The sequence below is a fragment of the Pantoea sp. y20 genome (assembly GCF_054903455.1).
In genome coordinates, this window is sequence record NZ_CM142816.1 from 3,833,490 (window position 1) to 3,848,364 (window position 14,875).

Consider the following 14,875-nt stretch of genomic DNA (forward strand, 5'->3'; position numbering starts at 1 on the left):
AGTCATGTCTGGTTAACATCCCGTTAAGGAATGATCTAACAAACTATAATTAAATGATTTTGCGCGTTATTTTATCTGACTTTTCCCTTGTCAGAATGACATCTGCTCGCCAAAATTGACTTGTATTGATGGATTCACCGGGAGTAATTCGTTAACGTGAAGGCAGTTTTTTGGCTGGATTGAGCAAAGCATGAGCACTTATATTGTCATTCTGGCTGTCATGCTCGCCTGTTCCTTATTAGCAGGTATCGGCTATTGGTTCGCTATGCGGCATCGTCCGCCGTTGGCGAAACCACTGCCGTTTATCAGTCCGCCTAATCGCAAGCTCACCGACGAAGAACGCGCTGCCGTTGAAAAGTACATCGCGCTACTAGTGAAACAGCAGCAACACAGCAGCGCGCGATCCGCAAAGAAGCCGCGCGAACCTCAAGCGCTGACGCTCACCGCGCAAAGCAACAATGTTTATCCTGTCACCCGCTCCATCACCCGCTATGGCCTCTCCACCGACGATCCGCAGAAGTGGCGCTACTATCTCGATGAAGTCGAAGTTCATCTTCCGCCGCTTTGGGAACAGTACATAGCCGAAGAGAACCACGTAGAGCTGATCCGCACGCAAACGCTGCCGCTGGTGATTTCGCTTAACGGACATTCGCTGGTGAATTACGCGGTAGAACAACCGGCGCTGCCGCCACTGGTGCGTCCGATGTCCACTAACGCGTCGATTCGTAAAGAAGAGAGCGAGAATGTTGAGCTGCTGCAGGTACGCAAAGAGACCTCAGAAGAGTATCAGCTTTCTCGCGCCGACGGCACGCGTGAAGCGGTCGCCATCTGTTTCGCTTTCCTGCTGTTCTTCCTGAGTCTGGTGCTGCCCGGCAGCCTGATGGGCTGGATTGCGCTGCTCGGCTGCCTGATGATCGCCGTTAGCCTGTGGTTCCTCTATCGCTTCCCTGGCGCCAAAGGTTTGCGCGATGTGCATTGCCTGCGCGGTGCGCCCAAGCGCTGGGGCCTGTTTGGTGAATCCAATCAGGAGCAGAGCAACATCTCGCTGGGCATTATTGATTTAATCTATCCCGCGCACTGGCAGCCGTATGTAGCGCACGATTTAGGCCAAACCACCGACGTCGATATGTACCTCAATCGTCAGGTAGTGCGTCAGGGTCGCTTCCTGTCGCTCCAGGACGAAGTGCGTAACTTCCCGGTGCAGCGCTGGCGTAAAAATCTGGTGCTGGCGTGCGGCTCGCTGCTGGTGCTGGTCATGCTATTCACCTGGATTCCTCTCAGCATGCCGATCAAACTCAGCCTTGCGTGGGTGAAAGGCACCGAGAGCATTGAAGTGAATAGCGTGGATAAGCTGAATGCGCTGCCGCTGCACATCGGCGACATTTTGAAAGTGGGCGGCACCGGCATGTGTTCGGTACCGGGCAATTATCAAAGCAATCGTAGCTACGCCTACATGCCGTTCGACTGCTCGGCGATTTACTGGAATAACGCCGCGCCGCTGCCTCAGCCGCAATCGGAGATCATTGATAAAGCCTCGGCGCTGCTCGATACCACCACGCGCCAGCTGCATCCGGAAACCAATACCGATCCCAAACTCAATCCGCAGCTCGCCTCGGCGATTCAGAAATCGGGCATGATTCTGCTGGATGACTTCTCGGATTTGGTGCTGAAAACCCAGGATCTGTGCAGCCAGCAGCAGGATTGCGTACGCCTGAAAAATGCGCTGGTGAATCTCGGCAACGCCAAAGATTGGGATTCACTGATTCACCGTGCGGATTCTGGCAAGCTGAATGGCATGAACGTCCTGCTGCGTCCGGTGAGTGCCGAAGCGCTGGAAAATCTGGTGAACACCGCCACCTCCAGCTTCTTCGCGCGTGAAACGCGTCGTGCGGCTGAAAACCTTAATAGTCCACCGCCGGGTGGCTTCCTGATTGTCAGTGATGAAGGTCGTCAGATGGTGATGCAGCCGCAGCCGTCGGTACCGCTGTTCGATCTTGATGCACCTTCGCAATGGCGCGAACTGCAACGCATGTCCGGCATGCTGCTGCATACGCCATTCGCCGCCAGCGGCATCATCACCAGTATTACCACCGATGCCAACGGCACACGCCATATCGCGCTGCATAACGAGCCGGATGCCATGGCGCAATGGCGCTATTTGGGTACCACGCTGTTGATGCTGGTGCTGATTGCCAGCGCGGTGATAAACGGCTTGCTGGCGCTGCGTCGTATTCATCGCAATCGCCTGCGCATGGCGGAAATTCAGCAGTATTACGATAAGTGCTTCAACCACAATCTGAACACTATGCAGAGCGTGCGCTCGCTGTTCTGAGCCCTCCCCTTCTGTGCTACCCTGTCGCCCACTTTTTTGCGGCGAGAAAGACAATGCAGGTTACGCTTAACTGGTCAGAGATTGATACCGTGCTGCTGGATATGGACGGCACCTTGCTCGATCTCGCCTTTGATCGCCACTTCTGGCTGGAACACGTTCCGGAAACCCTGAGCCGCGAACGCGCCATCACGCTGGGCGAAGCGCATCAGCTGATTGAGCAGAAATACCAGGCCGTGGTGCATACGCTAAACTGGTATTGTCTCGATTACTGGTCGCAGGAACTGGCGCTGGATATTCGCGCCATGACGTGGGAGAAGCGCCACCGCGCGGCAATGCGTGAAGATACGCTGCCGCTATTGCAGGCGCTGCGTGCCGCAGGTAAGCGCACGATTCTGTTGACCAATGCGCATCCTTACAATCTGGATGTGAAACTGGAGCAGACCGGATTAGCTGCCCACCTTGATTTATTACTTTCCACCCATACCTTTGGATATCCGAAAGAGGATCCGCGTCTCTGGCAAGCCGTTCAGCAACACACTGCGTTTGACAGCGCGCGCACGCTATTCATTGATGACAGCGAAGCGATTCTGGATGCAGCAACACGCTGGGGCATTCGCTGGTGCTTAGGCGTCAGCAATCCGGATTCCGGTCGGCCCGATCAATCTTTCCAGCGTCATCCGGCGGTTCGCGATTATCGCCAATTGTGTGAGACGCTGCGTTAAAGCAGGAGCCGCAATACCATGAAAGAGAAAGTGAGCGAAGGCGTGCGCCTCGACAAATGGCTGTGGGCCGCGCGCTTCTACAAAACGCGTGCGCTGGCACGCGAAATGGTCGAAGGCGGCAAAGTGCATTACAACGGTCAGCGCAGCAAGCCGAGCAAACTGGTGGAGCTAAATGCTGAATTGACGCTGCGTCAGGGCAACGACGAGCGCACCGTGGTGATCACCGCCGTGACCGATCAGCGTCGTCCGGCCAGCGAAGCCCAGGCGCTGTATGCCGAAACCGCCGCCAGCATCGACAAGCGCGAGAAAACCGCGCTGGCACGCAAGATGAATGCCTTAACCATGCCGCACCCCGATCGCCGCCCGGATAAGAAAGAGCGCCGCGATCTGATGAAATTTAAATTGTCGGGTGATAAATAACGCGCCCCCAACGAGAGAAACACTATGTCTGCAAACGATCAACTGCACCGTTACCTGTTCGAAAACGTCGCCGTGCGCGGCGAGCTGGTCAATGTGAGCGAAACCTGGCGTGAAATCGTCGAAAATCACAACTACGTTGAGCCGGTAAAAACCTTGCTGGGCGAGCTGCTGGTAGCCACCAGCCTGCTAACGGCAACGCTGAAGTTTGACGGTGATATCACGGTGCAGTTACAGGGCGACGGTCCGCTGACGCTGGCGGTGATCAACGGTAACAACCGTCAGGAGTTGCGTGGCGTGGCGCGCGTGCAAGAAGACGCGGAGATCGCACCCGGCAGCAGCCTGAAAGAGATGGTCGGTAACGGCTATCTGGTGATCACCATTTCGCCAGAGAAAGGCGAGCGCTATCAGGGCGTGGTTGGCCTGGAAGCGGATACGCTGGCGGGTTGTCTGGAAGATTACTTCATGCGTTCTGAGCAGTTGCCAACGCGCCTGTTTATCCGCACCAGCGACAAAGGCGCAGCGGGTATTCTGCTGCAGGTGCTGCCAGCGCAAGAGCCGAGCCTGGATGATTTCAATCACCTCGCCACGCTGACCGAAACCGTGAAGAGCGAAGAGCTGATTGAGCTGCCCGCCACCGACGTGCTGTGGCGCCTGTATCATCAGGAAGAAGCCACCGTGTTCGATCCGTCGCCAGTCAGCTTCAAGTGCACCTGTTCACGCGAGCGCTGCGGTGAAGTGCTGAGCACGCTGCCGGTTGAGGAAGTGGACGAAATCCTCGCAGAGGATGGCGCAATCGATATGAATTGCGACTATTGCGGATCGCATTACGTGTTCGATGCGGTGGATATTGCCGCCATTCGTAACGCGCCAACCAACAACAGCGATCACGTGCATTAATTACCTGCCGGGCGGTTCATCCGCCCGCATTCCTGCTGAACGTATCCCTATCATTTATCACGGTTATTAGCTAAATAACGCTGACTTTAGTTTCATAAGTGGCAGATTTCTCTACTTGTCACGTTCCAGCTCGCATTTCTGACTATCTTCTCTTTTCCGCTGTGCTCAGAAGAGTACACTGCGCGCGATCTGCCCTGCGTGGCTATGCAGGCAGGCGACAGAATCACCCCATAAAAAATATGCAGTAACAGATACCGATTAAAGGAGCAGTCACATGCGCGTTAACGGCCTGACATCGCAAGACCTCGCCTCTATGGGCATCAGCGGCACCACCGAAGTGGTGTACAACCCTGATTTCGACACCCTGTTTCAGGAAGAAACTCGCCCAGAGCTGGAAGGTTATGCGCGAGGCATTCTGACGCAGAGCGGTGCTATTGCCGTGGATACCGGCATCTTCACGGGTCGCTCGCCAAAAGATAAGTACATCGTTCGGGATGACACCACGCGCGACACGCTGTGGTGGAACGATGTCGGCAACGGCAAAAATGATAACCAGCCGCTGTCACAGGAAACCTGGCAGGCGTTGAAAGATCGCTGCACCCAGCAGCTTTCCGGCAAACGCCTGTTTGTGATTGATGCGTTCTGCGGTGCCAATCCTGACACGCGCCTCAGCGTGCGCTTCGTGATGGAAGTGGCCTGGCAGGCGCACTTCGTCAAAAACATGTTTATCCGCCCGAGCGAAGCCGAACTGGCTGACTTCAAACCGGATTTCGTGGTGATGAACGCCGCGCAGTGCACCAATCCAGACTGGCAGGCGCAAGGTCTGCACTCCGAGAACTTCGTCGCCTTCAACCTGACCGAGCGCATGCAGCTGATTGGCGGCACCTGGTACGGCGGCGAGATGAAGAAAGGGCTGTTCGCCATCATGAACTACCTGCTGCCGCTGAAAGGCATCGCTTCAATGCACTGTTCGGCTAATGTCGGCAAAGCGGGCGATGTGGCGGTGTTCTTCGGCCTGTCCGGCACCGGTAAAACCACATTGTCCACCGATCCGGATCGCCAGCTGATTGGCGATGACGAACACGGCTGGGATGACGACGGCGTGTTCAACTTTGAAGGCGGCTGCTACGCCAAAACCATCAATCTGTCTGAGCAGGCGGAGCCGGAGATCTACCGGGCGATTCGCCGCAATGCGCTGCTGGAAAATGTGGTGGTGCGCGCCGATGGCAGCGTGGATTACGCCGACGGCAGCAAGACCGAGAACACCCGCGTCTCTTATCCGATCGAGCATATCGAGAACATCGTGCAGCCGGTGTCGAAAGCGGGCCATGCGAAGCGGGTGATTTTCCTTACCGCCGATGCCTTTGGCGTGCTGCCGCCGGTTTCACGCTTGACGCCGGAACAGACGCAATACCATTTCCTGTCTGGCTTCACCGCCAAACTGGCCGGTACCGAGCGCGGCGTCACGCAGCCAACGCCCACCTTCTCTGCCTGCTTTGGCGCGGCGTTCCTGACGCTGCACCCAACGCAATATTCCGACGTGCTGGTGAAGCGCATGGAAGCGGCAGGTGCGCAGGCGTATCTGGTGAATACCGGCTGGAACGGCAGCGGCAAGCGCATTTCGTTGAAAGACACGCGCGCCATCATCAATGCGATTCTGGCTGGGGAGCTGGATGAGGTTGAGACTGACACCTTGCCGGTGTTCAACCTGCAGATGCCTAAAGTTCTGCCGCAGGTGGATAGCGCGATTCTCGATCCGCGCCGCAGCTGGCCGACAGAAGCGGCCTGGCAGCAAGCCGCGCAGGATCTGGCGCAGCGCTTTATTACTAACTTTGAGAAATATACCGATAACGATGCGGGTAAAGCGTTAGTGCAGGCGGGTCCGCAGTTGTGATGTGAAAACCCGGTGGGCATAAATGCCCGCCGGGTATCACGCACTGTGATTGATACTCGCTACCGCCGTAGCGCTGCTGCCTTCCGGAATCGGCAACCAGGCACGAATCCGCAATCCGCCCCGGTCGCTGTCACCAATCTCCAGCGAGCCTTCATGCGCATCGATAATACGCTGCACAATCGCCAAACCGAGACCGGTGCCGCTGGTACTGCGCGCGCTGTCGCCGCGCACAAACGGCTGGAACAGATGCTGTAGCTGATCCGGCTTGATGCCCGGACCATCATCCTCCACCTGGAACCACGCGCGGTTCAGCTCCTTGCCGCTGCTGACCTTAATCCATCCATTGCCATAACGCGCCGCGTTGACCACCAGATTCGCCAGCGCGCGCTTGATGGACAGCGGGTTGATATCCAGCATCAAATCCTCGGACATCACCGCGTTCTCAATCTCGCGCTCGTAGCCGCTCTCTGCCGCCACCACTTCGCCCAGCACGCTGTTGAGGTCGGCACGCTCGGTCTGCATCTCCTGACCGGTACGCAGATAGTCGATGAACTGCTCGATAATCGCGTTGCATTCTTCGATATCTTTGTTGATCGACTCCGCCAGATAACCATCCTGCTCGCCCATCATCTCAGTAGCGAGACGAATGCGCGTCAGCGGCGTACGCAAATCGTGGCTGACACCCGCCATTAACAAGGTACGATCGTCGGCCAACTGCTTCACACCGGCCGCCATTTGGTTAAACGCCCGCGTCACCGAACGCACTTCCGACGCGCCGTATTCACGCAGCGGCGGTGGAATGATGCCTTTACCGACCTGCAACGCCGCATGCTCCAGATCCACTAAGGGTCGGTTCTGGATGCGGATAAACAGCCAGGCGCCGCCAATCGCCAGCAGCATAATCGCCAGCGTGTAGCGGAACAGCGGTGAGAAGTCGCCCTGATGGATTTCGGTGAGCGGCACGCGCACCCAGATATCCGGCGACAGCCAGGTTTTCAGCCACACCACCGGCGAGTTTTTATTCACCTCGACACGGACATCGGTAGGACCGCCCAGCTGCTGGCCCATCTGCTCACTGAGGAATTCGTAATGTTGCGCCCAGCGCAAACCGCTCTCTTCCGCCGCCGCGTTGGTGTACAACGAGATGCCCAGCTCACGATAAATTTCGCGTCGGAAGGCCGGTGGCACTTCCAACTGCGTTCCGTCTTCCAGCTGCAGCCGATCGGTCATCAACATACGCACTTCGTACGCGAGGACCTTATTGAACTGCTGCAAGCTGGGAAGAATGGCGAAATTGAGCACCACCAAATAGGTTGTTACCAGGCTGACGAACAGCAAGGTAACAATCAATAACAAGGTGCGGGCAAACGAACTGCGGGGTGAGAAGCGCAATCGCCTCATGCTTTGCTGCCGTCCGGAACGAATACGTAGCCAAGACCCCAAACGGTCTGAATGTAACGTGGATGCGCCGGATCTTCTTCCACCATGCGGCGCAGACGCGAGATCTGCACGTCGATGGAGCGTTCCATGGCGCTGTATTCACGGCCACGCGCCAGGTTCATCAGCTTATCGCGTGACAGAGGCTCACGCGGATGGCTCACCAGCGCTTTCAGCACGGCAAACTCACCGCTGGTCAGCGGCATTGGCTCATCTTCACGGAACATCTCGCGGGTGCCGAGGTTCAGCTTGAACTTACCGAAGGCGATAACCGCTTCTTCCTGCGAAGGCGCGCCCGGCAACTCATTGGCCTGACGACGCAGTACGGCACGAATACGCGCCAGCAGTTCGCGCGGGTTAAACGGTTTTGGAATGTAGTCATCCGCACCGATTTCCAGACCGACGATACGATCCACTTCTTCACCTTTCGCAGTGACCATGATGATCGGCATCGGGTTGCTTTGACTTCGTAAACGACGGCAGATAGACAAACCATCTTCGCCCGGCAGCATCAAGTCGAGCACCATCAAGTGGAAGGATTCGCGGGTTAACAGTCGGTCCATTTGCTCGGCGTTGGCAACGCTACGCACCTGAAAGCCCTGCTCGGTGAGATAGCGCTCCAGCAACGCACGCAACCGCATATCATCATCGACGACCAGAATTTTGTAGTTCTCTTGCATGTTCAACTCCCAAAGGCGCCATTGCCTGAGCCAATATTGTTAAAAAAAGAGGCCTCAGTGTGACAGTCATTAATGGTTTATATTCTAGCCGAAATTGTTACAAAGCATATTAAACAGCAGCTTATATTTATTTTTGACCCTGAAATGCGCTTCGCTTCGCGTTTTTTATCTGTGCTTTCAAGCCGCTTAGCGCTTATCTGAAAATTTGGCGCATTTTCTTTCTGTTACTGGTTCATGACAAAAAATCCCGCCGCCAGAGAGGCGTTCAGGGCGATTTGACTTAAGGTGATGGTGAAGAATAGGCCTGAGTTGGAGTGATGGCAGCATAAAATAGGGCATTTCTCTCGCGGAATGCGCATCTGTTTTCGGAACAATTCCCGAGCGATGAAAAACAAGGCCAGTGTTAAATTAATTCCTACAAATCAATCAGTAATCTCCTCTTTCCTCGCTTCTCTCGATCTCCGACACTGGATTCGTACCTGTTGTTATTGAGTTCATGTGGAGAGAGAAAAATGAAAAAAACGGTAATTCTGCTGGGCGCACTGGTACTGACCAGCTTCACTCAGGTTCAGGCGGCCACCAGCGCGGGCGAAGCGGCTGGCGCGCAGGCATCCACGACGGCGAAGGGTAACTCGGACGCGATCGGTGTTGGCGCTGTAGGCGCGCTGCTCGGCGTGGCGCTGGCGACCATGGGCGGCGGCGACAAAGGTGGCAGCGGTACCTCAACCACCACCGCGACCCAGGCCGGTAAATAACGCATCACGGCCGTACCGTTAATCTCTGCCATTTAATACCGCACATTTCGTAGCGGCGCGATTTATCGCGCAATAAATTGCGCCGCTACGATGTGTGCGTTTTGCGAAAGAGTGTTGAGTACTACACCAACGGCGATTGCGCTTTTTTAAGGCGTCTCTTTCACATAATCGATGCTGTTCACAAACCACAGCTTCTGCCCTTCCGGCGTGTTGACCACCACTTCGTCATCCACTTCTTTCTTGATCAGCGCGCGCGCCATCGGCGAGTCGATCGAGATGTACTCTTTCATCGTCTCGCCATAAATTTCATCCGGGCCAACAATGCGGAAACGCTTCACATCGCCCTGCTCATTCTCCACTTGCACCCAGGCACCGAAAAACACTTTGCCCTCCTGCTGCGGCGCGTAATCGACGATTTTCAGATCGGCGAGGCATTTGCGCAGATAGCGCACCCGGCGATCGATCTGGCGCAGCAGACGCTTGTTGTAGGTGTAATCGGCGTTTTCCGAACGATCGCCGAGGCTGGCAGCCCAGGAGACGATTTTGGTGACTTCCGGACGCTTTTCGTTCCACAAATGGTCGTGTTCGGCACGCAGCTTGTTATAGCCTTCGCGGGTAATCAGTTGGGTTTTCATGACTTCAACTCGTGGTGACGGCGGTTCTTCGCAGCAAAGAGGCTAACAATAAGCGACCGATTGACCATCAGCAAGATTGCGCGCGCTGCATTCAGAAAAAGACGGATTCACAGGCCACCGGCTGGCAATTTTCGGCCTCATTCCGTATAACTGTCCGCTATTTCCAACCCTGTGTAAGCATTGTTAATGATGATGAAAGATTCACTGAGCCAGATTATCGCAGGTGAGCTGAAGGCACGCGCCGACCAGGTTGATGCTGCCGTTCGCTTACTTGATGAAGGGAACACCGTGCCGTTTATCGCACGTTATCGTAAGGAAGTGACCGGCGGACTCGACGACACTCAGCTGCGTTTGCTGGAGAGCCGTCTGAGTTACCTGCGCGAGCTGGACGATCGTCGCCAGTCGATTCTGAAATCCATCGACGAACAGGGCAAACTCACGCCTGAACTCGCCACCGCCATCAACAGCACGCTGAATAAAACCGAGCTGGAAGACCTTTACCTGCCGTACAAACAGAAGCGTCGTACGCGCGGACAGATCGCTATTGAAGCCGGTCTGGAACCGCTGGCCGATACGCTGTGGCAGGACCCATCGCAGGATCCCGAGCAGCTGGCCGCCAGTTACGTTGATGCCGACAAAGGTGTCGCCGACGTGCGCGCTGCGCTGGATGGCGCACGCTACATCCTGATGGAGCGCTTTGCCGAAGACGCTACACTGCTGGCGAAAGTGCGTGAATATCTGTGGAAGAATGCGCATGTGGTGGCGCGCGTGGTAGAAGGTAAAGAGGAAGAAGGCGCGAAATTCCGCGACTACTTCGATCACCACGAAGCGCTGAGCGGCGTCCCGTCGCACCGTGCGCTGGCGATGTTTCGCGGTCGCAACGAAGGCGTGCTGCAGCTGTCGCTGAATGCCGATCCGCAGTTCGATGAAGCCCCGCGTGAAAGCTATGGCGAAACGCTGATCGCCGAACACCTCAAGCTGCGCCTGAATAACGCGCCAGCGGATAGCTGGCGTAAAGCGGTGGTGAGCTGGACCTGGCGCATCAAAGTGCTGCTGCACCTCGAAACTGAATTGATGGGCACCCTTCGTGAACGCGCCGAAGATGAAGCCATCAACGTATTTGCCCGTAACCTGCACGATCTGCTGATGGCCGCGCCTGCGGGCATGCGCGCCACCATGGGCCTCGATCCAGGCTTACGTACCGGCGTGAAAGTTGCGGTGGTAGATGCCACCGGCAAGCTGGTCGCGACCGATACCATTTATCCGCACACCGGCCAGGCGGCGAAAGCGGCCACGGCTGTGGCGGCGCTGTGCGCCAAACATCAGGTTGAACTGGTGGCGATTGGTAACGGTACCGCCTCGCGCGAAACCGAGCGCTTCTTCCTCGACGTGCAGAAGCAGTTCCCGCAAATCAACGCGCAGAAAGTGATCGTCAGCGAAGCCGGTGCATCGGTCTATTCCGCCTCTGAGCTGGCGGCGCTGGAGTTCCCGGATCTCGACGTTTCCATCCGTGGCGCGGTTTCCATCGCGCGTCGCCTGCAGGACCCGCTCGCCGAGCTAGTGAAGATCGATCCGAAATCGATCGGCGTAGGCCAATATCAGCACGACGTCAGCCAAAGCCAGCTGGCGAAGAAGCTGGATGCGGTGGTGGAAGACTGCGTAAACGCCGTGGGTGTCGATCTCAACACCGCGTCTGTGGCGCTACTGACCCGCGTGGCCGGTTTAACCCGCATGATGGCGCAGAATATTGTTAGCTGGCGCGATGAAAATGGCCGCTTCCAGAACCGTCAGCAACTGCTGAAGGTGAGCCGCCTCGGGCCGAAAGCCTTTGAGCAGTGCGCGGGCTTCCTGCGCATCAACCACGGCGATAACCCGCTGGATGCCTCAACTGTGCACCCGGAAGCTTATCCGCTGGTCGAGCGCATTCTGGCCGCCACCGAGCAGGCGCTGAATGAGCTGATGGGCAATGCTGGCGGTCTGCGCGATCTGAATGCCCGCGACTTCACCGATGAGCGCTTCGGCTTGCCCACGGTCACAGACATCATCAAAGAGCTGGAAAAACCGGGCCGCGATCCACGTCCGGAGTTTAAAACCGCGCAATTTGCTGAAGGCGTGGAAACGCTCAACGATCTGCTGCCGGGCATGGTGCTGGAAGGCGCCGTCACCAACGTCACCAACTTCGGTGCTTTCGTCGATATCGGCGTGCATCAGGATGGTTTGGTGCACATCTCTTCCCTTTCCGACAAGTTCGTTGAAGATCCCCATCAGGTGGTGAAAGCCGGCGATATCGTCAAAGTGAAGGTAATGGAAGTGGATATGCAGCGTAAGCGTATTGCGCTCACCATGCGTCTGGACGAGCAGCCTGGTGAAAGCAATGCCCGCGGCAGCAACCGCAGCGCAGGCAAAGAAAACGCCCGCCCGGCGGCCAATAACAAAGGTCGCGGCAAACCTGCCAGCTCGTCTGCCGGCAATAGCGCGATGGGCGATGCGCTCGCCGCGGCATTCGGTAAAAAACGCTAAGTTCCTGCCGTAAATAACGCGCGGAGAAACCTTAGTCTCCGCGTGTATCAGCTTGATAAATCTCCTCATCCAACTACGCTGAAAAAATAACCTTCCGCGTGGCCCAGCGATCCATGGATATTATCAACGCCTTAATCGATGAGATTTATCACGGCAGCTTTCCGGTCGCGGCGCGTGAACGCCTGCTTTCACACATTCGTGCCGCACGCGATACGGCAAAACTGCCGCGCAAGGCGCACTGGGATGAGAAAGATGTGGTGCTGATTACCTATGCCGATCAGTTCCGCGAACCCGAACAGCCAACCCTCGCCAGCTTCTCGCGTTTTTATCAGCAGCATCTGCAATCCACTTTCAGTCTGGTGCATCTGTTGCCGTTCTTTCCCTACTCTTCCGACGATGGCTTCTCGGTTATCGACTATCACCAGGTCAATCCGATTTGCGGCGACTGGCAGCATATCAGCGCGCTGCACAGCGAAACGCGGCTGATGTTTGATTTTGTCTGCAACCACATGTCGGCGCACAGCCGCTGGTTTCAACACTTTCTGGCGCAGGATCCGGGTTGGGATGATTTCTTTATCAGCATGCCGCCGGCGACCGATCTCAGCGCGGTGACGCGTCCACGCACCTCGCCGCTGCTCACACCGTTTGCGATGGCCGACGGCGAGACGCGCTATATCTGGACCACCTTCAGCGCCGACCAGATCGACCTCAACTTTGGTAATCCGGAAGTGCTGATTCGCATGGTCGATGTGCTGCTCGACTACCTGAACAAAGGCGCGGATTATGTGCGGCTCGACGCGGTGGGCTACATGTGGAAAACGCCGGGCACCAACTGCATTCACCTGCCGAAAACGCATCAGCTGGTGAAGCTGTTTCGCGCCATTGCCAATGAAGTGGCGCCCGGCACGGTGATCGTCACCGAAACCAACGTGCCGCACAAAGACAACATCAGCTATTTCGGTAACGGCAAAGATGAAGCGCAAATGGTGTACCAGTTTTCGCTGCCGCCGCTGGTGCTGCACGCCATTCATTCGGGATCGGCGCGTGCGCTGCGTCAATGGGCCAGCACGCTGGATTTAGGCGGTGGCACCACCACTTTCTTTAACTTTCTTGCCTCGCACGACGGCATTGGACTCAATCCGGCGCGCGGCATTTTGTCGGAAGTGGAGATTGTGGCGCTGGTGCGTGATTTAGCACTGGAAGGCGCGCTGGTCTCCTACAAGAACAATGCCGATGGCACCACCAGCCCTTACGAAATCAATGTCACCTATTTCGATGCGCTCAATCAGCAGGACGATGACGATGACACGCGTTTGCGCCGCTTCCTGCTGGCACACGCGATTCTGCTGTCATTTCCTGGCGTACCGGCGATTTACATTCAAAGTATTCTTGGCTCGCGCAACGACAATGAAGGCGTGCGGGCCGCCGGTCATAACCGTGCCATCAACCGGGAGAAGTACAGCCTGCGTGAAATGGAACAGTGGATCAGCGGCGGCAACCCGCTGCGCCAACAGGTGTATGAACGCCTGAGCGCGCTGATTCAACTGCGCACGCGGCAGCCCGCGTTTCATCCCGATAATCCGATGACGCTGCTGGAAAGCGAAAATAGCCTGCTGGTGTTGCGTCGCCATCAGCCGGATAGCGATGAGGGGTTGCTGTGTGTGTTTAATCTCAGCCGTCATGAGGTGACGACACAGTTACCGCTGGCGCGGCATATGCAGGATGTGATTAGCGGGGAGAAGCTGGATGGCAGCCAGCCCTTAACGCTGGCTGCGTGGCAGTTTATGTGGCTGCGGTAAACGTCATGATCAGCTGCGTAAATTCATCGGGGTGAGAAATGAAAGGCGCATGCGCGGCTTTCTCCATCACCACCGAGGATGAAGCTGGCCAGCGTGAATCCAGTTCTTCTGCGACACGACGCGGCACCAGCCCATCGAGATAGCCGTAAATACGCAGGAACCGCAGCGGTAGATCGTCGAGCGCGGCACGCAAATCGTCCTGACGCAAAATCTCTAATCCCCCTTCCAGCACTTCAACCGACGGCATCGGCTGCGATAACACCACCTCTTTCAACTGACGCGCATCCTGTCGCGCGTTCTCCGTGCCCATGGTTTGCAGTGCCAGAAAGCGCTCCACGGTGCGCTGGAAATCGGTGCTCAACTGCTGCTGAAAATTTTGTAGCGTTTCGGGCTTGATGCCCGGCCATTGATCACGCGCGGTAAAACACGGCGATGAGGCAACGGTGATCAGCGCTGCAACGCGCTCTGGCTGGGTTAACGCCAGCTGGCTAGCAACTAATCCACCCAGCGACCAGCCGAGCAGCACTGCGCGATCGGGCAGCTGCGGCAACAACTGTTGCGCCATTTCCGCTAAGGTCAGCGGCGCAAAACCCTGGCTGCGGCCAAAGCCCGGCAGATCCACCAGATGCAGGCGAAAATGCGAGCTGAGTCGCGGAACGATGTTTTGCCACACTTCGGCGTTCAAACCCCAGCCGTGCAGCAGCACAAGATCGCGATCGCCCGTGCCTGTGGTGTGCCAGTAAAGCGAACTCATCGGTTACACTCCGGAAAAGTGATAAGGAGG

Annotated in this window: 12 protein-coding genes; 8 read left to right on the forward strand and 4 right to left on the reverse strand. The window is 56.6% G+C overall.

Going from position 1 to position 14,875, the window contains the following annotated elements; all coding sequences use genetic code 11:
• Window positions 1-190: 190 nt before the first annotated feature.
• From ACYAC5_RS17870 to pckA, 5 genes are all read left to right on the forward strand, one after another.
• A complete protein-coding gene (locus ACYAC5_RS17870; protein ID WP_137386663.1) occupies window positions 191-2,332 on the forward strand; it encodes an intracellular growth attenuator family protein in 2,142 nt (713 codons plus the stop codon).
• A gap of 53 nt (window positions 2,333-2,385) precedes the next feature.
• Entirely contained in the window at window positions 2,386-3,054 is a 669-nt protein-coding gene (gene yrfG / locus ACYAC5_RS17875) for a GMP/IMP nucleotidase (RefSeq protein WP_101762676.1), read from the forward strand.
• A gap of 18 nt (window positions 3,055-3,072) precedes the next feature.
• A complete protein-coding gene (gene hslR, locus ACYAC5_RS17880) occupies window positions 3,073-3,474 on the forward strand; it encodes a ribosome-associated heat shock protein Hsp15 (RefSeq protein WP_101762677.1) in 402 nt (133 codons plus the stop codon).
• 24 nt (window positions 3,475-3,498) lie between these two features.
• On the forward strand, window positions 3,499-4,371 hold the full coding sequence (gene hslO / locus ACYAC5_RS17885; protein WP_462062059.1) for an Hsp33 family molecular chaperone HslO: 873 nt from the start codon (window positions 3,499-3,501) through the stop codon (window positions 4,369-4,371).
• A gap of 274 nt (window positions 4,372-4,645) precedes the next feature.
• Entirely contained in the window at window positions 4,646-6,265 is a 1,620-nt protein-coding gene (pckA, locus tag ACYAC5_RS17890) for a phosphoenolpyruvate carboxykinase (ATP) (RefSeq protein ID WP_101762679.1), read from the forward strand.
• A gap of 36 nt (window positions 6,266-6,301) precedes the next feature.
• On the opposite strand, the gene envZ is transcribed toward pckA, so the two are convergent.
• Entirely contained in the window at window positions 6,302-7,666 is a 1,365-nt protein-coding gene (gene envZ / locus ACYAC5_RS17895; RefSeq protein ID WP_101762680.1) for a two-component system sensor histidine kinase EnvZ, read from the reverse strand.
• Window positions 7,663-8,382, reverse strand: coding sequence for an osmolarity response regulator transcription factor OmpR (ompR, locus tag ACYAC5_RS17900; protein WP_001157751.1), 720 nt, complete (start codon window positions 8,380-8,382; stop codon window positions 7,663-7,665). The genes envZ and ompR overlap by 4 nt, the downstream gene beginning before the upstream one ends.
• A 512-nt stretch (window positions 8,383-8,894) precedes the next feature.
• Between ompR and yjbE the strand changes: the two genes are divergently transcribed.
• A complete protein-coding gene (gene yjbE / locus ACYAC5_RS17905; RefSeq protein WP_101762681.1) occupies window positions 8,895-9,137 on the forward strand; it encodes an exopolysaccharide production protein YjbE in 243 nt (80 codons plus the stop codon).
• A 146-nt stretch (window positions 9,138-9,283) separates the two neighbouring features.
• Here the strand turns inward: yjbE and greB are convergent, their stop codons facing one another.
• Complete coding sequence (gene greB / locus ACYAC5_RS17910) at window positions 9,284-9,772, reverse strand: transcription elongation factor GreB (protein WP_101762682.1); 489 nt, start codon at window positions 9,770-9,772, stop codon at window positions 9,284-9,286.
• 192 nt (window positions 9,773-9,964) lie between these two features.
• On the opposite strand from greB, the gene ACYAC5_RS17915 reads away from it, so the two are divergent.
• Both ACYAC5_RS17915 and ACYAC5_RS17920 read left to right on the forward strand, forming a co-directional pair.
• Window positions 9,965-12,292, forward strand: coding sequence for a Tex family protein (locus ACYAC5_RS17915; protein WP_462062989.1), 2,328 nt, complete (start codon window positions 9,965-9,967; stop codon window positions 12,290-12,292).
• Window positions 12,293-12,405: 113 nt separating this feature from the next.
• Complete coding sequence (locus ACYAC5_RS17920; protein WP_101762683.1) at window positions 12,406-14,091, forward strand: alpha-amylase family glycosyl hydrolase; 1,686 nt, start codon at window positions 12,406-12,408, stop codon at window positions 14,089-14,091.
• Here the strand turns inward: ACYAC5_RS17920 and bioH are convergent.
• On the reverse strand, window positions 14,075-14,845 hold the full coding sequence (bioH, locus tag ACYAC5_RS17925) for a pimeloyl-ACP methyl ester esterase BioH (RefSeq protein WP_462062060.1): 771 nt from the start codon (window positions 14,843-14,845) through the stop codon (window positions 14,075-14,077). The two genes, ACYAC5_RS17920 and bioH, sit on opposite strands and share 17 nt — an antisense overlap.
• Window positions 14,846-14,875 lie beyond the last annotated feature (30 nt).

Excerpts from the sequence above, each read along its gene's own strand:
- greB (WP_101762682.1), bottom strand. The coding sequence starts at position 9,772 with ATGAAAACCCAACTGATTACCCGCGAAGGCTATAACAAGCTGCGTGCC.
- ACYAC5_RS17870 (WP_137386663.1), top strand. The coding sequence starts at position 191 with ATGAGCACTTATATTGTCATTCTGGCTGTCATGCTCGCCTGTTCCTTA.
- envZ (WP_101762680.1), bottom strand. The coding sequence starts at position 7,666 with ATGAGGCGATTGCGCTTCTCACCCCGCAGTTCGTTTGCCCGCACCTTG.
- ACYAC5_RS17920 (WP_101762683.1), top strand. The coding sequence starts at position 12,406 with ATGGATATTATCAACGCCTTAATCGATGAGATTTATCACGGCAGCTTT.
- ACYAC5_RS17915 (WP_462062989.1), top strand. The coding sequence starts at position 9,965 with ATGAAAGATTCACTGAGCCAGATTATCGCAGGTGAGCTGAAGGCACGC.
- hslR (WP_101762677.1), top strand. The coding sequence starts at position 3,073 with ATGAAAGAGAAAGTGAGCGAAGGCGTGCGCCTCGACAAATGGCTGTGG.
- yjbE (WP_101762681.1), top strand. The coding sequence starts at position 8,895 with ATGAAAAAAACGGTAATTCTGCTGGGCGCACTGGTACTGACCAGCTTC.
- bioH (WP_462062060.1), bottom strand. The coding sequence starts at position 14,845 with ATGAGTTCGCTTTACTGGCACACCACAGGCACGGGCGATCGCGATCTT.
- hslO (WP_462062059.1), top strand. The coding sequence starts at position 3,499 with ATGTCTGCAAACGATCAACTGCACCGTTACCTGTTCGAAAACGTCGCC.
- pckA (WP_101762679.1), top strand. The coding sequence starts at position 4,646 with ATGCGCGTTAACGGCCTGACATCGCAAGACCTCGCCTCTATGGGCATC.
- ompR (WP_001157751.1), bottom strand. The coding sequence starts at position 8,382 with ATGCAAGAGAACTACAAAATTCTGGTCGTCGATGATGATATGCGGTTG.
- yrfG (WP_101762676.1), top strand. The coding sequence starts at position 2,386 with ATGCAGGTTACGCTTAACTGGTCAGAGATTGATACCGTGCTGCTGGAT.